This window comes from Belnapia sp. AC561 (assembly GCF_979252845.1).
Genome location: NZ_CEEDBP010000020.1, coordinates 84488 through 107547 on the forward strand (window position 1 = coordinate 84488; position 23060 = coordinate 107547).

At 69.8% G+C, this 23060-nt stretch carries 25 protein-coding genes and 2 riboswitches; of the genes, 17 read left to right on the forward strand and 8 right to left on the reverse strand.

Going from position 1 to position 23060, the window contains the following annotated elements; genetic code table 11:
* Positions 1-36: 36 nt before the first annotated feature.
* The 11 genes from AC0IW9_RS17210 to AC0IW9_RS17260 all read left to right on the forward strand — a co-directional run bounded on the left by AC0IW9_RS17210 (position 37) and on the right by AC0IW9_RS17260 (position 9787).
* Positions 37-936 (forward strand): chorismate mutase, encoded by a 900-nt coding sequence (locus tag AC0IW9_RS17210; RefSeq protein ID WP_471649508.1) that lies wholly within the window; start codon positions 37-39, stop codon positions 934-936.
* Entirely contained in the window at positions 936-2021 is a 1086-nt protein-coding gene (gene hisC, locus AC0IW9_RS17215; RefSeq protein ID WP_471649509.1) for a histidinol-phosphate transaminase, read from the forward strand. The genes AC0IW9_RS17210 and hisC overlap by 1 nt, the downstream gene beginning before the upstream one ends.
* The gene (locus AC0IW9_RS17220) at positions 2014-2901 is read left to right on the forward strand and encodes a prephenate/arogenate dehydrogenase family protein (RefSeq protein ID WP_471649510.1); all 888 of its coding nucleotides are present in this window, start codon (positions 2014-2016) and stop codon (positions 2899-2901) included. Before hisC ends, AC0IW9_RS17220 begins: the two co-directional genes overlap by 8 nt.
* Positions 2898-3476, forward strand: a complete 579-nt coding sequence (locus AC0IW9_RS17225; RefSeq protein ID WP_471649511.1) for a DUF1349 domain-containing protein — start codon at positions 2898-2900, stop codon at positions 3474-3476. The genes AC0IW9_RS17220 and AC0IW9_RS17225 overlap by 4 nt, the downstream gene beginning before the upstream one ends.
* A gap of 53 nt (positions 3477-3529) precedes the next feature.
* Entirely contained in the window at positions 3530-5395 is a 1866-nt protein-coding gene (locus AC0IW9_RS17230; protein ID WP_471649512.1) for an ABC transporter ATP-binding protein, read from the forward strand.
* A 132-nt stretch (positions 5396-5527) separates the two neighbouring features.
* Positions 5528-5833: an AtpZ/AtpI family protein gene (locus tag AC0IW9_RS17235; protein ID WP_471649513.1), complete on the forward strand. Its 306-nt coding sequence runs from the start codon at positions 5528-5530 to the stop codon at positions 5831-5833.
* Positions 5834-5880: 47 nt separating this feature from the next.
* Positions 5881-6639: a F0F1 ATP synthase subunit A gene (locus tag AC0IW9_RS17240; protein ID WP_471649514.1), complete on the forward strand. Its 759-nt coding sequence runs from the start codon at positions 5881-5883 to the stop codon at positions 6637-6639.
* 52 nt (positions 6640-6691) lie between these two features.
* On the forward strand, positions 6692-6916 hold the full coding sequence (locus tag AC0IW9_RS17245; RefSeq protein ID WP_290315176.1) for an ATP synthase subunit C family protein: 225 nt from the start codon (positions 6692-6694) through the stop codon (positions 6914-6916).
* Between the two features lie 65 nt (positions 6917-6981).
* Positions 6982-7587 carry a F0F1 ATP synthase subunit B family protein gene (locus AC0IW9_RS17250; RefSeq protein ID WP_471649515.1) on the forward strand — a complete coding sequence of 202 codons (606 nt, stop codon included), beginning with the start codon at positions 6982-6984 and terminating at the stop codon, positions 7585-7587.
* Positions 7587-8093: a F0F1 ATP synthase subunit B family protein gene (locus AC0IW9_RS17255; RefSeq protein ID WP_471649516.1), complete on the forward strand. Its 507-nt coding sequence runs from the start codon at positions 7587-7589 to the stop codon at positions 8091-8093. The genes AC0IW9_RS17250 and AC0IW9_RS17255 overlap by 1 nt, the downstream gene beginning before the upstream one ends.
* Positions 8094-8212: 119 nt before the next feature.
* Entirely contained in the window at positions 8213-9787 is a 1575-nt protein-coding gene (locus AC0IW9_RS17260) for an ABC transporter substrate-binding protein (protein ID WP_471649517.1), read from the forward strand.
* A 40-nt stretch (positions 9788-9827) separates the two neighbouring features.
* On the opposite strand, the gene AC0IW9_RS17265 is transcribed toward AC0IW9_RS17260, so the two are convergent.
* Positions 9828-10919, reverse strand: coding sequence for a TRAP transporter substrate-binding protein (locus AC0IW9_RS17265; RefSeq protein WP_471649518.1), 1092 nt, complete (start codon positions 10917-10919; stop codon positions 9828-9830).
* Between the two features lie 69 nt (positions 10920-10988).
* On the opposite strand from AC0IW9_RS17265, the gene AC0IW9_RS17270 reads away from it, so the two are divergent.
* Entirely contained in the window at positions 10989-11963 is a 975-nt protein-coding gene (locus AC0IW9_RS17270; protein WP_471649533.1) for an NAD(P)-dependent oxidoreductase, read from the forward strand.
* Positions 11964-12062: 99 nt separating this feature from the next.
* Positions 12063-13463, forward strand: a complete 1401-nt coding sequence (locus AC0IW9_RS17275; protein WP_471649519.1) for an aminotransferase — start codon at positions 12063-12065, stop codon at positions 13461-13463.
* On the opposite strand, the gene AC0IW9_RS17280 is transcribed toward AC0IW9_RS17275, so the two are convergent.
* The 7 genes from AC0IW9_RS17280 to AC0IW9_RS17310 all read right to left on the reverse strand — a co-directional run bounded on the left by AC0IW9_RS17280 (position 13460) and on the right by AC0IW9_RS17310 (position 19837).
* Positions 13460-13648, reverse strand: a complete 189-nt coding sequence (locus tag AC0IW9_RS17280; RefSeq protein ID WP_471649520.1) for a hypothetical protein — start codon at positions 13646-13648, stop codon at positions 13460-13462. The two genes, AC0IW9_RS17275 and AC0IW9_RS17280, sit on opposite strands and share 4 nt — an antisense overlap.
* 30 nt (positions 13649-13678) lie before the next feature.
* Entirely contained in the window at positions 13679-14011 is a 333-nt protein-coding gene (locus AC0IW9_RS17285) for a cupin domain-containing protein (RefSeq protein WP_471649521.1), read from the reverse strand.
* Complete coding sequence (locus tag AC0IW9_RS17290; RefSeq protein WP_471649522.1) at positions 14012-14569, reverse strand: NUDIX hydrolase; 558 nt, start codon at positions 14567-14569, stop codon at positions 14012-14014. It lies immediately after the preceding gene.
* Positions 14566-17451 (reverse strand): aminomethyl-transferring glycine dehydrogenase, encoded by a 2886-nt coding sequence (gene gcvP, locus AC0IW9_RS17295; protein ID WP_471649523.1) that lies wholly within the window; start codon positions 17449-17451, stop codon positions 14566-14568. Before gcvP ends, AC0IW9_RS17290 begins: the two co-directional genes overlap by 4 nt.
* Positions 17452-17510: 59 nt before the next feature.
* Positions 17511-17888 carry a glycine cleavage system protein GcvH gene (gene gcvH / locus AC0IW9_RS17300; RefSeq protein ID WP_471649524.1) on the reverse strand — a complete coding sequence of 126 codons (378 nt, stop codon included), beginning with the start codon at positions 17886-17888 and terminating at the stop codon, positions 17511-17513.
* A gap of 11 nt (positions 17889-17899) precedes the next feature.
* Entirely contained in the window at positions 17900-19006 is a 1107-nt protein-coding gene (gcvT, locus tag AC0IW9_RS17305) for a glycine cleavage system aminomethyltransferase GcvT (protein WP_471649525.1), read from the reverse strand.
* 39 nt (positions 19007-19045) lie between these two features.
* A riboswitch (glycine riboswitch) is annotated at positions 19046-19149 on the reverse strand.
* A riboswitch (glycine riboswitch) is annotated at positions 19150-19255 on the reverse strand.
* Between the two features lie 57 nt (positions 19256-19312).
* Positions 19313-19837 carry a hypothetical protein gene (locus AC0IW9_RS17310; RefSeq protein ID WP_471649526.1) on the reverse strand — a complete coding sequence of 175 codons (525 nt, stop codon included), beginning with the start codon at positions 19835-19837 and terminating at the stop codon, positions 19313-19315.
* A 191-nt stretch (positions 19838-20028) separates the two neighbouring features.
* Here AC0IW9_RS17310 and ispH point away from each other — a divergent pair, with 191 nt between their 5' ends.
* The 4 genes from ispH (at position 20029) to AC0IW9_RS17330 (ending at position 22980) form a co-directional block, all read left to right on the forward strand.
* Positions 20029-21012, forward strand: coding sequence for a 4-hydroxy-3-methylbut-2-enyl diphosphate reductase (gene ispH / locus AC0IW9_RS17315; protein WP_471649527.1), 984 nt, complete (start codon positions 20029-20031; stop codon positions 21010-21012).
* 63 nt (positions 21013-21075) lie between these two features.
* On the forward strand, positions 21076-22056 hold the full coding sequence (locus tag AC0IW9_RS17320; RefSeq protein WP_471649528.1) for a homoserine kinase: 981 nt from the start codon (positions 21076-21078) through the stop codon (positions 22054-22056).
* Positions 22046-22519 carry a ribonuclease HI gene (gene rnhA, locus AC0IW9_RS17325; RefSeq protein WP_471649529.1) on the forward strand — a complete coding sequence of 158 codons (474 nt, stop codon included), beginning with the start codon at positions 22046-22048 and terminating at the stop codon, positions 22517-22519. The genes AC0IW9_RS17320 and rnhA overlap by 11 nt, the downstream gene beginning before the upstream one ends.
* A gap of 2 nt (positions 22520-22521) precedes the next feature.
* Positions 22522-22980, forward strand: coding sequence for a PaaI family thioesterase (locus tag AC0IW9_RS17330; protein ID WP_471649530.1), 459 nt, complete (start codon positions 22522-22524; stop codon positions 22978-22980).
* Positions 22981-23060: the final 80 nt, after the last annotated feature.

A 23060-nucleotide genomic window follows, 5' to 3' on the forward strand; every position in this document is an offset into this window, starting at 1 on the left:
GTCACGTCTATTGCTGCCGCGAAAGACGTCCCGGACATGACATCCTCAGACAGCGAATTGGCGCCAGCGCCCGAACCCGCCCCCGATGGCGTCCCTGCTGCGGCAGCGGATGCGCCACCGCCGAACCCGCTCGCCCAGGCGCGGGCGGAGATCGATGCCCTGGACGATGCGCTGCACGCGCTGGTGATGCGCCGCGCCGCCGTGGTCGCCCGGCTGGCCGCCAGCCGCGCCAAGGCCGGCAGCCCCAGCCCGCTGCGCCCGGGGCGGGAGGCGATGATCATGCGCAGGCTGCTGTCCCGCCACACGGGGGCGCTGCCGGCCACCGCGCTGATGCGGCTCTGGCGGGAGCTGCTGGCCTCCTCCTCCGCCCAGCAGGGCGGCTTCTCCGTCGCGGTCTATGCCCGGGGGCCGGAGCATGAGCGGCTGGCGCGCGAGCATTTCGGCAGCCTGACGCCGCTGCGCAGCCTGCCCACCGCCGCCCGCGTGCTTTCGGCCGTCGCCGCCGGGGAGGCCCAGGTGGCGGTGCTGCCGCTGCCCGAGGAGGCCGAGGCGCCCGAGGCCGCCTGGTGGACGAGCCTCGACAGCCCGCGGCTGCAGGTGATCGCCCGGCTGCCCTTTCATGCCGCCGGGACCGAGGGCCTGACCGAGGCGCTCGCCGTCGCCCCCGGTGCGCCGGACCCGAGCGGAGCCGACCGGTCGCTGCTGCGGATCGAGGCCTCCGGCGACCGCAGCCGGGCGCAGCTGGCGGCGGCGCTGACCGCGGCCGGGCTGCCGCCGCGGATGCTGCAGCTCCGCCGCGACGGCGGGGTGCTGCGGGCGCTGGTCGAGGTGGATGGCGTGCTGACGGCCGACGACCCCCGCCTTGTGGGCCTGCCGGTGGACCGAGCCCTGCCGCTGGGTTTCTACGCGGTGCCCGAGAGAGGAGACCAAGGCTGATGTCCGCTTTGCTGCCACGCCCCAGCATCCTGTCGATCGAGCCCTATGTCGGCGGGGAATCGAAGATCCCGGGCGTCAACCGGATCATCAAGCTTTCCTCCAACGAGGGCGCCTTCGGCGTGCCGCCGGGGGCGCAGGCGGCTTATACGAAGCTGGCCGGTGAGCTGCACCGCTACCCCGACGGCGGCAGCACCGCGCTGCGCAATGCCATCGGCGCCCGCTTTGGGCTGGACCCGGCGCGGATCGTCTGCGGCAACGGCTCGGACGAGCTCATCGGCCACATCATCATGGCCTATGGCGGCGAGGGCACCGAGCTGGTGATGAGCGCGCATGGCTTCGTCATGTATGACATCGCCGGGCGCTATGCTGGCTGCCGCATTATCAAGGTGCCGGAGAAGAACCTCACGGCCGACGTGGATGCGATGCTGGCCGCTGTCGGCCCGCGCACCCGGCTGCTGTTCCTAGCCAACCCGAACAACCCGACCGGCACCATGCTGCCGGCCAGCGAGGTGACCCGGCTGCGCAGCGAGCTGCGCGAGGACGTGCTGCTGGTGCTGGATGCCGCCTATGCGGAATACGTCACCCGGGAGGACTACGACGCCGGCGTGGCGCTGGTCGAGGCCGGGACCAATACGATCATGACCCGGACCTTCAGCAAGGTCTTCGGCCTGGGCGGGGTGCGGCTGGGCTGGACCTATGCGCCGCCGCATATCACCGACGTGCTGAACCGCGTCCGCGGGCCCTTCAACGTGAATGCCCCGGCGGCCGCCGCCGGCGTCGCCGCCCTGGCCGAGGCCGGCTGGGTCGAGAAGTCGGTCGCGCACAACAGCGAGTGGCGGGCCAAGGTCAGCGAGGGGCTGCGGGCGCTGGGCGTCACCGTGGTGCCGAGCGAGGGCAATTTCATCCTGGCCGACTTCAGCACCGCCGAGCGGGCCCAGGCGGCCGATGCGGCGCTGAAGGCGCGCGGGCTGATCGTCCGGGCCATGGCCTCCTACAGCCTGCCGCAATGCCTCCGCATCACCATCGGCACCGCCGAGGAGTGCGGCATGGTGCTGGATGCGCTGACAGGCTTCGTGCGTGGGTGAGCCCCTCTTCGAGCGGCTCTGCCTGATCGGCGTCGGGCTGGTCGGCAGTTCCATCGCCCGGGCGGCGCGGGACCGCGGGGATATCGCCCGGACGGTGGTGGCCCATACCCGGAAGCCCGAAACCCTGGCACGGGTCCGCGAACTCGGCTTCGCCGACGTGGTCGAGGACGATGCGGCCGAGGCGGTGCGTGGGGCGGACTGCGTCATCCTCTGCGTGCCGGTCGGCGCCTATGCCGGGGTGATGGCGGCCATCGCGCCGCATCTGGCGCCCGGCTGCGTGCTGACCGACGTGGGCAGCACCAAGGGCAGCGTGATCCGCGACCTGGGGCCGCTGCTGCCGCCCGGCGTGCATCTGGTGCCGGCGCATCCCATGGCGGGGACCGAGCATTCGGGCCCGGATGCCGGCTTCGCCGACCTGTTCCGCGGCCGCTACGTCATCCTGACGCCGGTGCCCGGCGGCGATGCCGCGGCGGTCGAGAAAATCGCCGAGCTGTGGCGGCGCTGCGGCTCCATGGTCGAGAGCATGGATGCGGCGACGCACGACAAGGTCGTCGCCATCGTCTCCCACCTGCCGCATCTGATCGCCTTCACCATCTGCGGCACCGCCGACGACCTGGCGGAGGAGACGCGCGAGGCGGTGCTGAAATTCGCCGCCTCCGGCTTCCGCGACTTCACCCGGATCGCCTCCTCCGACGTCGACATGTGGCGCGACATCTTCCTCAACAACCGGGAGGCGCTGCTGGAGATGCTGGCCCGCTTCACCGAGGACAGCCATGCCCTGGCCCGCGCCGTGCGCTGGGGCGAGGCGGGGTTCATCGAGGACCGGATCCGCCGCGGGCGGCGCATCCGGCGGGGGCTGATCGAGCGGAAGCAGGCATGAGCCTGGCCCGCGGCACCTGGCACAACCCCCCGGCCGCGTGGCGGCTGGAGGGTGACCGGCTGCTCGCCGTCACCGATGCCGCCACCGACTTCTGGCAGGAAACCCACTACGGCTTCGCCCGCGACAGCGGCCATTTCTTCGGCTGCGAGACGACCGGCGACTTCACCGCCCAGCTCCGCATCCGCGCCGACTATACCGCGCTCTATGACCAGGCCGGCATCATGGTGCGGCTCGACCCGCTTCACTGGATCAAGGCCGGGATCGAGCTGTCGGACGGGCAGGCGATGCTGGGCAGCGTCCTCACCGATGGCCGCTCGGACTGGGCGACGGGCCCCTATGCCGGTGACCCCAAGGATTTCTGGCTGCGGGTGACGGTGGCGGCGGGGGTCATCCGGGTCCAGGCCTCGGCCGATGGCCTGCGCTGGCCGCTGGTGCGGCTGGCGCCCTTTCCGAAAGCGGCCCGCTATCGGGTGGGCCCGATGTGCTGCACCCCGGAACGGGCCGGGCTGGCGGTGGAATTCTCCGCCTTCACCGTCTCGCCGCCGCTCGGCCGGGGGCTGCATGACCTTTCCTGACCGGGCCGGGCAAAAGGCTTGACCTGATCGTCCCCGCCCGGCGTTGTGACGGGATGCCATTCCGTTTCTTCGAACGCCTGGTCGACCCGGTCGCGGCGCCGGGGACCAAGGCCTCCCGCCTGTTCGGTACGCCGGTGCCGGAAGGCCCGCCGCCGCGCAGCCTGGCCGGCTTCTACTGGCACTTCATCCGCCAGGCGAAGCTGCCATTCGCCGCACTGTTCTTCGCCGGGCTGCTGGTGGCACTGCTGGATGCGGCCATCCCGGCGATGATGGGCCGGCTGGTGGCGCTGCTCGGCAGCCATACGCCGGAGACCCTCTGGACGGAGGCCGGGGGCAGCCTGCTGGGGATGGCGGCGCTGATCCTGCTCGGCCGGCCCGGTGCCATCCTGCTGCAGAACCTGATCACCCAGCAGGGCATCAACGGCAATTTCACCTCCCTGGTGCGCTGGCAGAGCCATTGGCAGGTGGTCCGCCAGGGCCTGCCCTTCTTCCAGGAGGATTTCTCCGGCCGGGTCGCCAACCGGGTCATGCAGGCGGGACCGGCGATCCGGGAAAGCGTCGTCCAGGTGGTCAATGCCGTCTGGTACATCCTGGTCTATGGCACCGCCGCCCTGGCCCTGCTGGGCCATGCGGACTGGCGGCTGGCGATGCCCATCGCCGTCTGGTTCTTCGCCTATGCCGGGCTGCTGCGGGTGCTGGTGCCCCGCATGCGGGACCGCTCCCGCAAGGCCTCGGAGGCGCGGAGCCTGCTGACGGGGCGGATCGTCGACAGCTACACCAATATCCAGACGGTGAAGCTCTTCGCCCGGGCCTCGCAGGAGGATGCCTTCGTCCGCGACGGCGTGCTGGGGCTGAATGCCGCCTTCCTGCGGCAGATGCGGCTGGTGACGGTGAATGGCTTCGCCCTCGGCCTGCTGAATGCCTCGATGATCACGGCGACGGCGGCGACCGGCGTCTGGCTCTGGATCCATGGCCAGATCGGGCTGGCGGCGGTGGCGACGGCGCTGCCCATGGCCTGGCAGATCGCCAATATCTCCGGCTGGGTCGCCTTCAACGTGACCGCCATCTTCGAGAACCTGGGCGTGGTGCAGGAGGCGATGAACTCCATCGCCGTGCCGCCGACCGCGCCGGACCCGCCGGGGGCGGTGCCGCTGCTGGTGCCGAAAGGGGAGATCCGCTTCGAGGCGGTGAATTTCTCCTATGGCCGGGACACCGGGGTGATCCAAGGGCTGAACCTGCGGATCGCGCCGGGCGAGCGGGTCGGGCTGATCGGCCATTCCGGGGCGGGGAAATCCACCCTGGTGAACCTGCTGCTGGGCTTCTTCCGGCCGGAGGCGGGCCGCATCCTGATCGATGGCCAGGATATCGCCGGGGTGACCCAGGAAAGCCTGCGCGGGTCGATCGGCGTGGTGACGCAGGATACGGCGCTGCTGCATCGTTCCATTCGCGAGAATATCCGCTACGGCCGGCCGGATGCCGACATGGCCGAAGTGGAGGCGGCCGCGGCCCGTGCCGCGGCCGCCGGCTTCATCGGCCAGCTCGAGGATTGGCGCGGCCGGGCGGGGTACGACGCCCACGTCGGGGAACGCGGGGTCAAGCTCTCGGGCGGGCAGCGCCAGCGGATCGCCATCGCCCGCGTGCTGCTGAAGGACGCCCCGATCCTGGTGCTGGACGAGGCGACCAGCGCCCTCGATTCGGAGGTCGAGGCGGCCATCCAGGACCAGCTGGCGGAATTGATGGCTGGCAAGACCGTGATCGCCATCGCCCACCGGCTCTCGACCATCGCCCGGATGGACCGGCTGGTGGTGCTGGAGCACGGCCGCATCGCCGAGGAGGGCACGCATGAGGCCCTGCTGCGCAAGGGCGGGGTCTATGCCCGGCTCTGGCGGCAGCAGAGCGGTGCCTTCGAAGCCGTATAGGGAGGTGGCCGGCGGATTAATCATGGGAAAAGCATTGCTGGCGTCCTGTGCAGGCGCGCGACGGATTGACACTCCGCGGGGGGGGCCTTACGAGCCCGATGCCTTCCGCCGGGGTCCGGAGGAGGAGCAAGGGTGAACGAGCGCGACGACTTAGAGCAGCGACTTCGGGAGGCGCGGATCCGCCAGGGTCTGGACAAGCCGAGCGAGGGCGCCAAGCAGGGTCTTCCGCCCGGTCCTATGGGGATCGGGTTCCGCGTCGGCCTCGAACTGGTCTCGGCCCTGGTGGTCGGGGTCGTGATCGGGCTGATGCTGGACCGATGGCTCGGGACGAAGCCCTGGCTTTTCCTGCTGTTCTTCGTGGCGGGCGCTGCTGCCGGGGTCATGAACATCTTTCGGCTGTTCAAGCCTTCCGGTGGTCGCAGGACCTGGGGCCGCTAGGCCCCGGATCACAGGATTATGGCGCGTCAATCGCGGGAGTTGCTGCAGTGGCTGCTGAAGGCAAGGCTATCGACGCGCTGAGCCAGTTCGAGCTCACGCCGTTTCTCGGCGCCGTCGGCGAATCCGTGCGCTTCAGCCAGTCCAACGCGCATATGCTGCTGGTCTTCGGGCTGATCACCGCGCTGATGCTCTGGGGCACCGCCAAGCGGGCCATCGTGCCGGGCCGCATCCAGGCGCTGGCCGAAAGCGGTTACGAATTCGTCCATGGCATCGTGGTCGGGCAGGTCGGCGACGAGGGGAGGAAGTATTTCCCCTTCGTGTTCTCGATCTTCATGTTCGTGCTGTTTGGCAACATGCTTGGCCTGCTGCCCTATGCCTTCACCTTCACCAGCCACATCGCGGTGACCCTGGCGCTGGCCGTCCTGGTCTTCCTGGTAGTCACGATCGTGGCGCTGGTGATCCACGGCAAGCACTTCTTCGGCTACTTCCTGCCGGAAGGCGCCCCCCTTGCGCTGGCACCGCTGATCATCCCGATCGAGGTCATCTCCTACCTCTCGCGGCCGATCAGCCTGTCCGTTCGTCTCTTCGCCAACATGGTCGCCGGCCACGTCATGCTGAAGGTCTTCGCCACCTTCGTCGTCATGATCGGCGGGGCCTTTGGTGTCGTCGGCATCATCGGCGCGGCCCTGCCGCTGGCGATGAATGTTGCCCTGGTCGGGTTCGAGATCCTGGTCGCCTTCCTGCAGGCCTATGTCTTCGCCATCCTGACCAGCATCTACCTGCACGACGCGGTCCATCTGCACTGATCGCCGTCGAACAGACCTCTCGCAACCACACTACCCCTGAAGGGACACTCTCATGGAAGTCGCCGCCGCCAAGGCCCTCGGGGCCGGTATTGCCGTCATCGCGCTGTTCGGCGTCGGTCTCGGGATCGGCAACATCTTCTCCTCGCTGATCAGCAGCGTCGCGCGCAACCCGGGCGCCCGGGACGTCGTGTTCCCGATCGGCATCCTGGGCTTCGCCCTGACCGAAGCGGTGGCGCTCTTCGCCCTGCTGATCGCCTTCCTCATCCTCTTCACCTGAGCATTGCCGCGAGACCGGCGGAGGGCGCGATGCCCTCCGCCGTCCGGCATGCAAGGGAGACGAGCATGACAAAGACCATTCGGTACGCGATCGCGCTGAGCCTGGTGGCACTGCCCGCCATGGCGCAGGTGGCGGCCGAGCACGGGCGGCCTGAATCGAGCGCCGGCGGCATGCCGCAGCTCGATTTCGCCAATCCCTGGACGATCGCCCAGGTCGTCTGGATGCTGATCATCTTCGGCGCGCTGTACGTCGTGATGGCGCAATACGCGCTGCCGCAGGTCGAAGGCGTGCTGGCAGCGCGGCGGGCGCGGATCGAGGGCGACCTCGAATCGGCGCAGGCGGCAAAGCTGCGGGCCGATGCGGCGCTGTCCGAGCATCAGACGGCGACCGCCAAGGCCCGGGCCGAGGCGCAGGCCGCGATCAACGCAGCGACGCAGCGTGCGCAGGAGGAGGCATCCGCCCGTTCCGAAGCGCTCAATGCAAAGCTTGCGGCGCAGATCGAAGCCGCCGAGGGCCAGATCGCCAGCGCCCGCGACGCTGCCATGGGCGCCCTGCGCCAGGTGGCGACGGAGACGGCGGATGCGCTGGTGGGCAAGCTGATCGGCAAGTCCGACACCGCGGCCGTCGGCCAGGCGGTGGACCGTGAACTCAAAGCACGGGGGCGTGCCTGATGGCGCATCATTACGAACACTTCTACCTCGACCCGAAGTTCTGGGTCGCGGTCAGCTTCTTCATCTTCATCGCGCTGGTCGGCCGTATGGCCTGGGCCAAGCTTACCGGCATGCTCGATGCCCGCGCGGCGCAGGTGAGGACGGATCTGGCCGAGGCCTCGCGGCTGCGGATCGAGGCGGAGGCCCTGCTGAAGCAGGCCGAGGCCGACCGTGCCGCGGCGCTGGCCGAAGCCGGCGAGCTGCTGGCCCGGGCCCAGGCGGAAGCCGGGCGCGTGGCCGAGGCCGCGGCGGCGGAAGCCGAGGGTTCGGCGAAGCGGCGTGAGCGCATGGCGCTCGACCGCATCGCCGCGGCGGAGGCCGGTGCGGTGGCGGAAGTGCGCGGTGCCGCGTCGGAGATCGCCGTGGCGGCCGCCCGCAGCGTCATCGCCGAACGGATCGATGCCAAGGCCGATGCGGCGCTGATCGACAGCGCCGTGGCCAGCCTGCCGACCAAGCTGCGCGCCTGATCTTCGGATCAAGGCGGGACTGAAGAAACGGGGACCGAAAGGTCCCCGTTTCGCTTTGCGGGCCCTGCATCCCCGGGCTACCTTCCGGCGCGTCGATCTCGCTGGGAGACTCTCCAACAATGCGTCGTTTTGCCCTGGCTGCCGCCCTGCTGTGCGGCACTGCCCTCAGCGCCCAATCCCAGACCTTCCGCTGGGCGAATGACGGCGATGTCAATTCGATGGATCCCTATACCCGCCAGGAAACCTTCCTGCTGGCCTTCGGGTCCAACTTCTACGAGCCGCTGGTGCGGCGGAACGCGCAGATGCAGCCGGAACCGGCGCTGGCGGTCAGCTGGGAACAGCCTTCCCCCACCGTCTGGCGCTTCCATCTCCGCCAGGGCGTGAAGTTCAGCGACGGCACCCCCTTCACCGCCGATGACGTGATCTTCAGCGCGCAGCGGGCGCGGGCGCCGGGTTCCAACGTGCAGTCCGTGCTGGCCTCGGTAAAGGAGATCCGCAAGGTCGACGACCACACCGTGGATTTCGAGACCACGGCCCCGAACCCCATCCTGATCCAGGAAATCACCAACTGGGGCATGTTCTCCAAGGCCTGGGCCGAGAAGAACGATGCGACGCGCCCGGCCGACCTGACCGCGCGCGGCGAGAATTTCGCCACCCGCAACGCCATGGGCACCGGCCCCTTCCTGCTGCAGAGCCGTGAGCCGGACCGCCGCACCGTGCTGGTGCCGAACCCGGGCTGGTGGGACAAGGCGGTCCACAACCTGCAGCGGATCGAGCTGAACATCATCGCCAACGACGCCACTCGCGTCGCGGCACTGCTCTCGAACGAGCTGGACTTCGTCTATACCGTGCCGCCGCAGGACGTGGATCGCATCGGCCGCACCCCCGGCGTCCGCATCATCCAGGGGCCGGAGCTGCGGACCATCTACTTCGGCCTGGACCAGATGCGGCCGCAGCTGCTGAAGTCCGACGTCCAGGGCAGGAACCCCTTCCAGGATGTCCGGGTCCGCCGTGCCATGCTGCTGGCGATCGACGTGCAGGCCATCCAGCGCACCGTCATGCGCGGCCAGTCGCGGCCGACCAACCTGCTCTATGGGCCGGGGGTGAACGGCTTCCTCGAGGCTGATGACGTGCGGCCGCGGGTCAACCTCGAGGAAGCCAAGAAGCTGCTGGCCGAGGCCGGCTATCCCAATGGCTTCGGCGTGACGCTGGATTGCCCGAACGACCGCTACGTGAATGACGAGGCGATCTGCACCGCGACCGTCTCCATGCTCGCCCGCATCGGCATCCGGGTGACCCTGAATGCCCAGACCCGGGCCCGCTTCTTCGCCGAGGTGAACGGGCCGCGCTACAACACCAGCTTCTACATGCTGGGCTGGACCCCCTCGACCTCGGATGCGCACAACGCGCTGTTCAGCCTGGCGGCGACCCGGGACGGCAGCCGCGGCGTCTTCAACAACGGCGGCTATTCGAACCGGCAATTCGACACGCTGGTCGACCAGATCGCGGTCGAGACGGATGCGGCGAAGCGCCAGGCGCTGATCAGCCAGGCGAGCAAGATCCTGATCGACGACGTGGCCTATATCCCGCTGCACCAGCAGCAGATCGTCTGGGCCGCGCGGCAGGGCGTGGAAGTGCCGCAGACCGCGGACAACTACATCCAGATGCGCCTGGTGCGCATGCCGGCGCGCTGAACCGGAAGGCCGGGGAGGGAGACCTCCCCGGCCTTTCTTCTCAGCGCTGGGCGGTCGTCGCGGCGAGGAAATTGCCGAGCGAATCCTCGGCGACCCGCAGCCATTGCGTCTGCTCCAGCCGGAAGGCATCCCACTTCTCGTGGATGCGCTTGAAGCGCGGATTGGTCGCGCCGATTTCCGAATAGAGCTCCTGGCTCGCCCGGTAGCAGGCGGTCAGCACGTCCCGCGGGAAGCCGCGAAGCTGGGTGCCGGAGGCGATGAGCCGGCGCAGCGCGGCCGGGTTCAGCACGTCGTAGCGAGCCGCCATCCAGTGCCAAGCCTCGGTGCAGGCGGCGTTCAGCACGGCCTTGTACTGGGCCGGCAGGTCCTCGTAGGCCTTGGCATTCACCATCAGGTCGATCGAGGGCGAATACTCCCACCAGCCGGGATAGTAGTAGTATTGCGCGACGCGGTTGAAGCCGAGCTTCTCGTCGTCGTAGGGCCCGACCCACTCCGCGCCATCGATGACGCCGCGTTCCAGCGCCGGATAGATGTCCGGCCCGCCGATCTGCTGGGTGACGACGCCGAGCTTGCTGAGGACGTTGCCGCCATAGCCGGCGATGCGGAACTTGAGGCCCTTCAGGTCCTCGACGGTCTTGATCTCCTTGCGGAACCAGCCGCCCATCTGCGCCGCGGTATTGCCGGCCGGGATGCCGACGACGCCCTGGTCGCGATAGACCTCGGCGTACAGCTCCCGCGCGCCGCCATGCGTCAGCCAGGCCCAGTGCTGCCGGGAGGAAAGGCCGAAGGGCACGCAGGTCACCAGCGCGAGGGAGGGGTCCTTGCCCAGGTAGTAGTAGCCGCTGGTATAGCCGCATTCGACATTGCCGTTGCCGACCGCATCCATCACCTGCAGCGCCGGCACCAGTTCGCCGGGGCCGAAGACCTGGATCTGGAAGGCGCCATCGGTCATTTCCGCGACGCGCTTGGCAATGAATTCCTGCGTGCCATAGAGGGTATCGAGGGATTTCGGGAAGCTGCCCGGGCAACGCCAGCGGATCCGCGGCTGGGCGGAAGCAAGGTTCGGGGCGGCAAGCGTAACGGCGCCGGCGGTGCCAGCGGCACCCGTCGCGATGAAGCGGCGGCGATCCATTCAGGACATCTCCCTTGGTTCAGATGAGGCACAGATTGCGCGGATTGGGCGGCCGACGCAACGACGCGCATCTTTCGCCGCGTCGCGCGCAATGCCAGTCTCCGCGCCCTTTCGAGGAGTAGGAATTCCATGGACCAGGCACGTGACAAGATCGGTTTCATCGGGCTCGGGCGCATGGGCTGCGGCATGGCCTCCAATATCCGCCGCAAGCAGTTTCCGCTGACGGTGCACGACATCGCGCCGGGACCGGTAGCGGCGCTGGAAGCGCTTGGCGCGGCTTCGGCCGGCAGCGCGGCGGCGGTCGCCAAGGCCAGCGACGTGGTGCTGACCATGCTGCCGGGGCCGAAGGAGGTTCAGGCGCTGGTGCTGGGCGCCGACGGCATCCTGGACAACCTCGCCCCCGGCGCCGTGGTGATGGACATGTCCACGGTGGATCCGGAGACGACGGATGCGCTGGCCGCGGCCTGCGCCGCCCGCGGCATCGGCTTCGTCGATGCGCCGGTCGGGCGCCTCGCCTGGCACGCCGACCGCGGCGAATCGCTGTTCATGGTCGGCGCGAGCGATGCCGATTTCGCCCGGGTGAAGCCGCTGCTCGATGCCATGGGCACCACCGTGCATCACTGCGGCGGCCCCGGCGCCGGCACCCGCAGCAAACTGGTGAACAACTACCTCGCCATCATCCTCTGCCAGCTCAACGCGGAGGCGCTGTCGCTGGCGACCGCCTTCGGCCTCGACCTGGAGAAGACGCTGGAGGTGCTGCATGGCACGACGGCGACCAATGGGCAGCTCAAGGTGAACTGGCCGAACAAGGTGCTGGCCGGGGATATCGTGCCGGGCTTCTCTATCGACCTGGCCCACAAGGACCTGTCGCTGATCGTCCAGGCGGCCAATGCTGCCAAGGTGACGCTGCCGGTCGCCGCCATCGCGCGGGAGGCCTTCAGCAGCGCCCGCGGGCGCGGCTGGGGGCAGAAGGATTTTTCGGCCATGCTGGATGCGCAGTGCCAGCTCGCCGGGATCGAGCCGCCGCGGCTGAAGAAGGCCTGACGCCGGCCTTGGGGAATTCGCGCGGCCCTGGTGGCTGCGCGATTCCCGTCGCCGAAATTATGTCCTAGCCTCGCGCCCAGCAGCAGCGCGAGGCCCGCCATGTCGATGACCAACCTGCCCGATCCCGAAGCCCGCAAGCGCGTCGTCGAACAGGATCTGGCGAACGTCCTGCACCCGCTGGTGCAGCACAAGTCGCTCGAGCAGAAGCAGATGGTCGTCACCGGCGGCCAGGGCTCGACCATCGTCGATGCCGATGGCACCACCTACCTCGATGCCATGGCCGGGCTTTGGTGCGTCAACATCGGCTATGGCCGGGCGGAGCTGGCGCAGATCGCCGCCGAGCAGATGCAGGCGATCGCCTACTACCCGCACACGGGGATGAACCTGCCGGCGGCGCAGCTGGCCGAGCAGCTCAACACGCTGATGGGCGGCGACTACCACAGCTACTTCGTCAACTCCGGCTCCGAGGCGAACGAGGCCGGCTTCAAGATCGCCCGGCAATACGCCAAGCACGAATTCCCCGGCGACTTCCGCTTCAAGACCATCAGCCGCTACTACGCCTACCACGGCACCACCCTGGCGACGCTCGCGGCCGGCGGCATGGGCGACCGCAAGATGAAGTTCGAGCCCTATGCCGGCGAGTTCGTGCATGTCGGCGCGCCGACCTGCTACCGCTGCCCCTTCGGCCTCGAATACCCCTCCTGCAAGGTGGCCTGCGCCACCGCGATCGAGACCACCATCCTCGGCGAGGGGCCGCAGACCGTGGCGGAGGTGATCGTCGAGCCGATCATGTCCGGCGTCGGCGTCGCGGTGCCGCCGGACGAGTACCTGCCGATGGTCGAGGCCATCTGCCGCAAGTACGACGTGCTGCTGCACGTGGATGAGGTGATCAACGGCTTCGGCCGCACGGGGAAGATGTTCGGCCACCAGCACTGGGGCGTCAGCCCGGATATCATGGCCGTCGCCAAGGGCATCGTCTCCGCCTACCTGCCGATCGCCGCCACGGTGGTGAAGAACCACGTCTTCGACAGCTTCCTTGGCGAGGTGGCCGAGGCGCGGCAGGTGATGCAGGTGAATACCTATGGCGGCCACCCGGTCGCCGCCGCCGTCGCCGTGCGCAACATCGAGATCCTGCTCGAGGAGAAGCTGCCGGAGCGGGCGGCGACGATGGGCGCCTATCTCATGGATGGGCTGAAGGATCGGCTGTTCCGGCACGGCATCACCGGCGATATCCGCGGCAAGGGCCTGCTGATCGGGATCGAGCTGGTGGCCGACCGCGAGAGCAAGGTGCAGCTCGACGGCGGGCTGATCGGCGGCGTGGTGGAATTCTGCAAGAACCACGGCGTCATCGTCGGCCGTTCCGGCGGCGGCGCGCGGCATTCCAATACCATCGTGCTCTCGCCGCCCTTGGTCATCACCCGCAGCGAATGCGACACGCTGATCGAGGTGCTGGACAAGGCGCTGGCCGATGCGGTGACGAAGATGGCCGGCCGGACCTAGTCGTCCGGCGCGCCCGGGGTCGTGTCATCGACGCCGGGCGGGTCCGGATAAAGGTCCGAGGGCACCTTGGCCTTGGGATTGGCCGTGGTACTGCCCTGCTGCACCTTGGCCGCGGTGGTCTTGGAGGCGGGGTCGGCGGAATTCATCGTCTCCGCGGCGCCGCTCGGCTTGCCGGATGTGCTCATGCGGGACCAACGCGAAGCCGGTGGGCCGGTTCAGGCGGCCTCGCCACCCTCCGGCCCGTAGAAGAGCACCCAGGTCGCGAAATCCTCCGAGAAATCCTCGAAACGATGCTCGGCATGGGCCGGGGCGAAGATCAGGTCGCCGGCACGGCAGGGGGAGAGGACCCCGTTGCAGCGGAAGTGGCCTTCGCCGGTGACGACGACATAGGCCTCGTCCCGGGAATGCGGCGTCTGCGGATCCATGCCGTGCGGCGCGTACCAGCGCACCTCCAGGGTGCCGTGACCGAAGATGCGGGCTGAAAGCCGCCCGGGCTCGTTCAAGGCATGGGCGGCGAGGGCGGCGGGGAAGACACTCGGTAAGGGCATTCAGAAGCCTATGCGCCCGGCCGCCCGCAAGGCCAGCAGGATCGCACCGAAATGGCCGGCATTGCCGATCAGCCCCTCGGCGAGCCCCGCCAGCACCGCATCGACCGGCAGGGTCTCGACCGCGATCTCCTCGCCAGGGTCGAGGTGCTGGGGCCCGGTCGGGGTGGCACCCTCGGCGAGGACCACATGCAGGTGGTTGCCGGCATGGGCGGGGTCGTGCCGCAACCGGCTGACCAGCCGGTAGCTGGCGGCGGCATGGCCGGTCTCCTCGGCGAATTCGCGCTGCCCGGCGGCGACGGGGTCGGTCTCATGCGCCTCCACCATGCCGCCCGGCAGTTCGAGGATGGCGGCGCCGGCGCCCGGGCGGAACTGGCGGACCAGCACCATCCGGTCATCCGGCGTCAGCGCCACCACATGCACCCAGTCCGCCCAGTCCAGCATGTACCAGGGGTCGAGCACCTTGCCCGCCCCGGTCACCCAGGCCTCGGCGCGGAGATGCACCCAGCGGTCGCGGTGGACCGTCCGGGTGCCGGTCCGCCGCCAGGGCCGGAGCGTCACTCCGCCGCCTGCAGGTGCATCTGCTGCGCATAGGCCTCGAGCGGCGCGCAGGTGCAGACCAGGTTGCGGTCGCCGTAGACATTGTCGACGCGCTTCACCGGCGGCCAGTACTTGTGGGCGCGGACGAAGGGCAGGGGGAAGGCGGCTTCCTCCCGCGCGTAGGGATGCGTCCATTCCGTCGCCATGACCTCGGCGGCGGTATGGGGGGCATTCTTCAGCGGGTTGTCGGCGCGGTCGCTGCGGCCCTGCTCCACCGCGCGGATCTCGGCGCGGATGGCGATCATGGCGTCGCAGAAGCGGTCCAGCTCCTCCTTCGGCTCGCTCTCGGTGGGCTCCACCATGAGCGTGCCGGAGACCGGCCAGGACATGGTCGGCGCGTGGTAGCCGTAGTCCTGCAGCCGCTTGGCGATGTCCTCGACCATCACGCCGCCGCCCTGCTGGAAGCCGCGGCAGTCGAGGATGCACTCATGCGCCACCATGCCGCGGAGGCCTCGGTAGAGCACGGGGTAGTGCTGCTCCAGCCGCTTGGCCATGTAGTTCGCGGACAGGATCGCCACCTGCGTCGCCCGCGTCAGGCCTTCGGCGCCCATCATGCGGATATAGGCGTAGGAGATCGGCAGGATGGCGGCACTGCCGAAGGGCGCCGAGGAGACCGGGCCGTAGCCGGTCGCCGGACCGGCGCCGCTGTGGAAGGGGTGGTTCGGCAGGTGCGGCGCCAGATGCGCGGCGACGCCGATCGGGCCGACGCCAGGCCCGCCGCCGCCATGCGGGATGCAGAAGGTCTTGTGCAGATTCAGGTGGCAGACATCGGCGCCGATCGCCGCCGGCGAGGTCAGCCCGACCTGCGCATTCATGTTGGCGCCATCCATGTAGACCTGGCCGCCATGGCGATGCACCAGGGCGCAGATGTCCTTGATGGCCTCTTCGAAGACTCCGTGCGTGCTGGGATAGGTCACCATCAGCGCCGCCAGCCGGTCGGCGTGCTGCGCCGCCTTGGCCTCGAGGTCCTTCAGGTCGACGTTGCCGTCGCGGTCGCAGCCGACCACCACCACCTTCATGCCCGCCATGACCGCGCTGGCCGGGTTGGTGCCATGCGCGCTGCTCGGGATGAGGCAGACGTCACGCTGGTCGTTGCCCTGGGCGCGGTGCCAGGCGCGGATGGCGAGCAGCCCGGCATATTCGCCCTGGCTGCCGGCATTCGGCTGCAACGAGACGGCGGCGAAGCCGGTGACGGCGCAGAGCCAGTCCTCCAGCTGCTTCACCATGGCGAAGTAGCCCTGCGCCTGGTCCTCCGGCGCGAAGGGATGGATCTCGGCGAAACCGGGGAAGGTGATCGGGATCATCTCCGCGGTCGCGTTCAGCTTCATCGTGCAGGAGCCCAGCGGGATCATGCTGCGGTTCAGCGCGACGTCCTTGTCCTCCAGCCGCTTCAGGTAGCGCAGCATGGCGTGTTCGGAGTGGTGGCTGCGGAAGACCTCGGCGGTGAGGTAGGCGCTGCGGCGGGCCAGCGCCTCCGGCAGGCTGGGCTTCGGCGCCAGCGCATCGAGCGCGCCGCCGCCGAGCAAGTCGGCCAGCGCGGCGAGGTCGTCGCGCGTGACGGTCTCATCGAGGGCGATGGAGACACAGCCGGCATCGACGCGCCAGAGATTGAAGCCCCGGGCCACGGCGCCTGCCATCAGCGCCTCTGCACGATCTCCGGCCTCGATGGCGATGGTGTCAAAGAAGCTGTCGTGACGCAGGGTGAAGCCGCCGCGCCGGGCCGCCTCGGCCAGCAGCCGGGCCTGCAGGTTCACCCGCCGGGCGATGCGCGCCAGCCCTTCCGGGCCGTGCCAGACCGCATACATCCCGGCCATGACGGCGAGCAGCACCTGCGCGGTGCAGATGTTGGAGGTCGCCTTCTCCCGCCGGATATGCTGCTCGCGCGTCTGCAGCGCGAGCCGCATCGCCGGATTGCCGGCGGCATCGAGCGAGACGCCGACCAGGCGCCCCGGCAGCAGGCGCCTCAGCGCATCCTTCACCGCCATATAGGCCGCATGCGGCCCGCCATAGCCGAGCGGCACGCCGAAGCGCTGGGTGCTGCCGATGACGACATCGGCGCCCATCTCGCCCGGCGGCGTCAGCAGGCACAGCGAGAGCGGATCGGCAGCGACGATGGCCAGCGCCCCGGCCGCATGCGCGGCGGCGATCTCCGGCGTCAGGTCGCGGACCTCGCCGGTGGTGCCGGGGTACTGCAGCAGCATGGCGAAGGGCTTCTCCGCCGCGGCGGCGATCAGCCCGGCGGGCGGGACGACCTGCACGGTGATGCCGACCGGCTCGGCCCGGGTGCGGACCACGGCGAGCGTCTGCGGATGCAGGTCGGCGGCGACCAGCAGGGTATTCGACTTGCCCTTGTGCGCGGCATGGGCCAGCGCCACCGCCTCGGCCGCGGCGGTGCCTTCATCGAGCAGCGAGGCATTGGCGACCGGCAGGCCGGCCAGCTCGGCCACCATGGTCTGGAAGTTCACCAGGGCTTCGAGGCGGCCCTGCGCGATCTCGGCCTGGTAGGGGGTATAGGCGGTGTACCAGCCCGGGTTCTCCAGCACGTTCCGCAGGATCACCGGCGGCACATGGGTGCCGTGGTAGCCGAGGCCGATCAGCGACTTCAGCCGCCGGTTCCGCTCCGCCAGGGCCCGTAGCTCGGCGATGGCCTCGGCCTCGGTCGCCGGCGGCGGCAGGGCGGAGAGATCGGCCTGGCGGATGCTGGCGGGGATGGTGCGCCCGGCCATCTCCTCCAGGCTGGCGGCGCCGACCACCTGCAGCATGGCGGTGATGTCGTCCGGGCCGGGACCGATGTGGCGACGGGCGAATTCGGCGCCGTCCTCCAGTGCCGCGAGTTCGGCCAAGACACCTTGCGGCTGATTCAGCTCTTCGCGGCCTGCGCCGCTCCGACCATCAGACGCAGTCAAGACTGGCTCTCCACGAAGGCCGCATAGGCGGCGTCGTCCATCAGCGCGGCGATGGCGGCGGGCTCGCTGGCCTCGATCTTGAAGAACCAGCCCTCGCCGGTCGGCTCGCGGTTGATCAGCCCGGGGTCGTCGACCAGGGCGGCATTGACCTCGACGATGCGCCCGGCGATCGGGGCATAGACGTCGGAGGCCGCCTTGACGCTCTCGACCACCGCGATGGCCTCGCCGGCGGTCACTTCGCGGCCGACCTCGGGCAGGTCGACGAAGACCACGTCGCCGAGGGCGTTCTGGGCATGCTCGGTGATCCCGATCGTGGCGGCGTCACCCTCGGCCCGGACCCATTCGTGATCCTGGGTGTATTTCATCTCGGACATGGATGGGCTCCTTACCGGGCGTAGCGGTGGGGGACGAAGGGCATCGGGGCGACGCGGGCGGCGAGCGGCTTGCCGCGCACCATCAACTCAAGCGCGGTGCCGTCGGCGGCATGGGCGCGGGCGACATAGCCCATGGCCATCGGGCCACCGAGCGAGGGACCGAAGCCGCCGGAGGTGACCTCGCCGATCGGGGCACCGCCGGGGGCATGGATCAGCGTATGACCGCGGGCCGGCTGGCGGCCCTCCGGCTTCAGCCCGACGCGGAGCCGCGCGGCGCCGTTGGCCAGCTCCTCCCGCACCCGCTCGGCGCCGGGGAAATCCCAGGCCATGCGGCGGCGCTTGCCGATGGACCAGACGAGGGCAGCCTCGACCGGGCTGGTGGTCTCGTCGATGTCGGAGCCATAGAGGCAGAGGCCCGCTTCCAGCCGCAGCGAATCGCGGGCGCCGAGACCGGCGGGCATCACGCTGGGCAGGGCCAGCAGCGCCTTGGCCAAGTGCTCGGCCTGCTCGGCGGGGACGCTGATCTCCCAGCCATCCTCCCCGGTATAGCCGCTGCGGCTGGCCAGGATGGGCACGCCAGCGACCTCGGCCGCGGCGATGCCCATGAAGGTGAGGGCGGTCAGCGCCGGGGCGACGGGCGCCATGGCGGCGGCGGCCCCCGGACCTTGCAGCGCCAGCAGGGCGCGGTCCGGCAGCCGGTTCAGCCGGACGCCGGCCGGCAGCACGGATTCGATGAGGGCGAAATCCTCGTGCTTGCGGCTGGCATTGACCACGAGGAAGAGCCGGTCGCCGAGGTTGGCCACCATGAAATCGTCGAAGATGCCGCCCGCGGGGGTCATCAGCAGGCCGTAGCGCTGCCGCCCCGGCTTCAGCGCCTGGACATCGGCGGGGGTGACCCGCTCCAGCGCCGCCGCGGCGCCTTCGCCGACCAACTCGGCCTGCCCCATGTGGGAGACGTCGAACAACCCGGCTGCGCTGCGGACATGCAGGTGTTCGGTCAGGATGCCGGCGGGGTATTGCACCGGCATGGCATAGCCGGCGAAGGGGACCATGCGGCCCCCAAGCGCCCGGTGCAGGCCGCCGAGCGGTGTCTCAAGCAACTGATCTGATTCGGCCACGGGTCCCCCGACCGCATCCGCGGCGTGAGTTGAAGTCCGTGGCCCCCCTCTGTCCGGTGAACCTGAGAGATTCGGCGGCGGCTTTGGCCGGGCCTTACTCCTTCGGTGCCGATACCTTGCGGCACCGAGCTTTCCAGAGGTCCCTTCTCCGCGCGGCCCTTCTGCCTGAGCGTTTCCGGGGGCCGGTTGCGCCTTCGGCGGGGATGCTGCCCGGTGGGCCGGGGCATCCCTCTCTCCCGCGCGGTATCTGCGGGTGCGCCTGTCTAGCCTTTGCCCCGTCCGCCGCGCAATCCTCTTCCGCGCGAGTTAGCGGGGGCCGCGCCGCCGGTTGAGGGCGAGATCCTCCTCGGAGAGCACGAAGGATATCTTGATGTCGTAATCCTGTGCACGCCGCGACTCACTGACGGGCAAGGAGATTGAAATCGGTGCGCTGGTGATGCTGGTCCGGGTCTCGTTGCGGGCGAAGCCGGCGCGTTCGACAAATGCCGGACGGCTGATGATCGCCCCGGTCCGGCGATCGACCACGCCGACGAACCACGGCAGGTCCACGGTACGGCCTTCCAGGCCCGCGCCGCGCTCCACGCTGAAGCGAACCGTCAGTTCCATCTCGATGCTGCGGTCGTCCCGCCCGGCGCTGCAATTGCCGCCGAGCCCGGTCAGCCTGGCGTCGTATTCGAGGGTGGTGAGGTCCTGGACGGGGCCGGGGCGGTAGCGGGTCAGGTCGGCCCCCTGGGCCAGCAGCCCGGGGGTGGGGCAGGCGGTGGGCAGCCGGGTCCCGGTGCCGGCGGCGCCGCAGCCGCCCAGCAGCAGGGTCACCATGAGGGGAAGCACCAAAGCCTTCAGGACAACTCTCACCCGCATCCCCATATCCCCCTTGAGCGCCCACCGATGGCCGCTAGTGTGCCGGGGCCATCTTTACCCCGGACCCGCTGAATGACACCAACCGGGCCCCATCTATCGCCCATCTGGCCGCCCATCTGATAGACGGCACTCCACCCCGCGCCCAGCGAGCGAAAGGCACCATGGACCTGCACCCCGGCGCGACCGAGCGCAACCTGCCCCCCCTGAAAATCCTGCTGGCCGGGCCGCGCGGCTTCTGCGCCGGCGTGGACCGGGCCATCAAGATCGTGGAGGAGGCGATCCGCCGCTACGGCGCCCCCGTCTATGTCCGGCACGAAATCGTCCACAACCGCTTCGTGGTCGAGAGCCTGGAACGCCAGGGCGCCATCTTCGTCGAGGAGCTGGACGAGGTGCCGGACGACGCCCCGGTGGTCTTCTCCGCCCATGGCGTGCCCAAGGCCGTCCCGGCCGAGGCCAGCCGCCGCAAGCTCTTCTACCTCGATGCGACCTGCCCGCTGGTCAGCAAGGTCCACCGGGAGGCCGAGCAGCACTTCAGCCGCGGCCGCCACATCCTGCTGATCGGCCATGCCGGGCATCCGGAGGTGGTCGGCACCATGGGCCAGCTGCCGGAAGGGACGGTGACGCTGATCGAGGATGCCGCCCAGGCGCTGGCGGCGCCGGTCCCGGGCGGGCTGCCGCTCGCCTTCATCACCCAGACCACCCTGTCGGTGGACGACACCGCCGATATCGTCGCGGCGCTGAAGGCGCGCTTCCCGGATATCCATGCCCCCGCCAAGGAGGACATCTGCTACGCGACCACCAATCGCCAGGCGGCGGTGAAGGCCATCGCCAACCGGGCGGAGCTGATGGTGGTGGTGGGCGCACCCAATTCCTCCAACTCGCTGCGGCTGGTCGAGGTGGCGGAGCGCGCCGGCTGCCCGCGCGCGGTGATGGTCCAGCGCGGCCGCGACCTGGACCTGGCCCTGGCCGAGGGCGTCACCACCATCGGCATCACCGCCGGCGCCAGCGCGCCCGAGGTGCTGGTCGAGGAGGTCCTGACCCGGCTGCGGGAGCGCTACACGCTGCTGATCGAGGAAGTGGTCGTGGCGGAGGAGACCATCACCTTCAAGCTGCCGGCGGCACTGGTGACCGAAGGGGTGCGATAACGTTCCAGCCCAATCGTTCCCGGCCGGTAGGCGACGGCATCGTGGCGGTCTAGAACCCGCCCGATGGCCGTCTATACCGAAGTTACCGACGAGGCGCTGCGCGCCTTCCTTGCCGCCTATCCCCTGGGCGAGCTGGTCGCCTTCCGCGGCATCGCGGAAGGGGTGGAGAACTCCAATTACGCCCTGAAGACCGGCACCGGCGACTTCGTGCTGACGCTGTACGAGAAGCGCGTCGACCCGGCCGAGCTGCCCTGGTTCCTCGGCCTGATGGAGCACCTCGCGGCGCGCGGGCTGCATTGCCCGCAGCCGGTCAAGGCGCGGGACGGCCAGGCGCTGCGGGTCCTCGCCGGCCGGCCGGCCGCCATCTGCACCTTCCTGCCCGGCGTCTGGCCGCGCCGGGTGCGGCCGGACCACGTGGCGCCGCTGGGCGAGGCGCTTGGCCGGCTGCATGCCGCCAGCGCCGATTTCACCGCGACCCGTCCGAATGGCCTGGGTCCCGCCGCCTGGGGGCCGCTGCTCGACCGTTGCCGCCCGGGCGGCGATGCGGTGCAGCCCGGGCTGATCGCCGAGCTGGACGCCAAGCTGGCGGCGGTGGTCGCCGCCTGGCCCGCCGCGGGGGCGCTGCCGGTCGGGCAGATCCATGCGGATCTCTTTCCCGACAACGTCTTCTTCCTCGACGGGCCGGACGGCCGGCCGCAGGTCTCCGGCCTCATCGACTTCTACTTCGCCTGCACCGATCTGCTGGCCTACGACATCGCCGTCTGCCTGAACGCCTGGGCCTTCGAGCCCGACGGCGCCTACAACGTCACCAAGGCGCATGCGCTGCTGGCGGCCTACCAGCGGGTGCGGCCGCTGACGGCGGCGGAGGCGGCGGCGCTGCCGGTGCTCTGCCGCGGCGCCGCGCTGCGCTTCCTGCTGACGCGGTTGTACGACTGGATGATGACCCCGCCCGGGGCGCTGGTGACCCGCAAGGACCCTCTGGAATACCTGGCGAAGCTGCGCTTCTTCGCCGCCGCCGAAGGAGCTGGCGCGCTTGGCCTCTGACCCCGTGACCCAGCCCCGGCAATTGGTCGAGATCTGGACCGATGGCGGCTGCAAGCCCAACCCCGGCCCCGGCGGCTGGTCCGCCATCCTGCGCTTCGGCGACCTGGAGCGGGAGATGTCCGGCTACGACCCCGCCACCACAAACAACCGGATGGAGCTGATGGCGGCGATCAGCGCGCTGGAGGCGCTGAAGCGCCCCTGCAAGGTGGCCCTGCACACCGACAGCGAATACGTCCGCAACGGCATCAGCCGCTGGATCAACGGCTGGGTGCGGAACAACTGGAAGAATGCGGCCAAGGAGCCGGTGGCGAACATGGCGATGTGGCAGCGCCTGCTGGCCGCCGCCAAGCCGCATGACATCGAGTGGAAATGGGTGCGTGGCCATGCCGGCGACATCATGAACGAGCGGGCGGACAAGCTGGCGACGGAAGCACGGGTGCGGATGGGCGTGGGCTGCGATTGACCATGGAGAACCGCACCCTCTCGCCGCCCCTCCACGCCGATGCCATCCCCGAAGGCTTCGTGCCCGCCCACCACGGCGGACCCTATGCCCGCGAACTCGGTCCCTTCTGGTCGCGGCCCGGCGATGCGCATGTCTCGCTCGGCCTGCGGCTGCAGCATCGCCACTGCAACTCGGCCGGCGCCGCGCATGGCGGCTTCATCGCGACCCTCGCCGACCTCGGGCTGATCCATGCGGTCGCGGTGATGCGGGAAAGGAAGGGCCTGCCGCGCCATGCCCTGACCACCGTCTCCCTCACCACCGACTACCTCGCCCCGGCGCCCGAGGGCTGCTGGCTCGAGGTCCGGGCGGAGGTCTCCCGCCTCGGCCGCAACCTCTGCTTCACCGAAGGCGTGATGCTGGCCGACGGCAAGCGCGTCGCCCGGGTCAGCGCGGTGATGGCGGTGCTGGGACCGCGCGACTAGGACCTAGTGTCCTGATCGCAAAGTTCCTACGATCACATGGCTGATCGTAGGAGGCGGTGGTGGGCAAGCCTGCGGTGTCG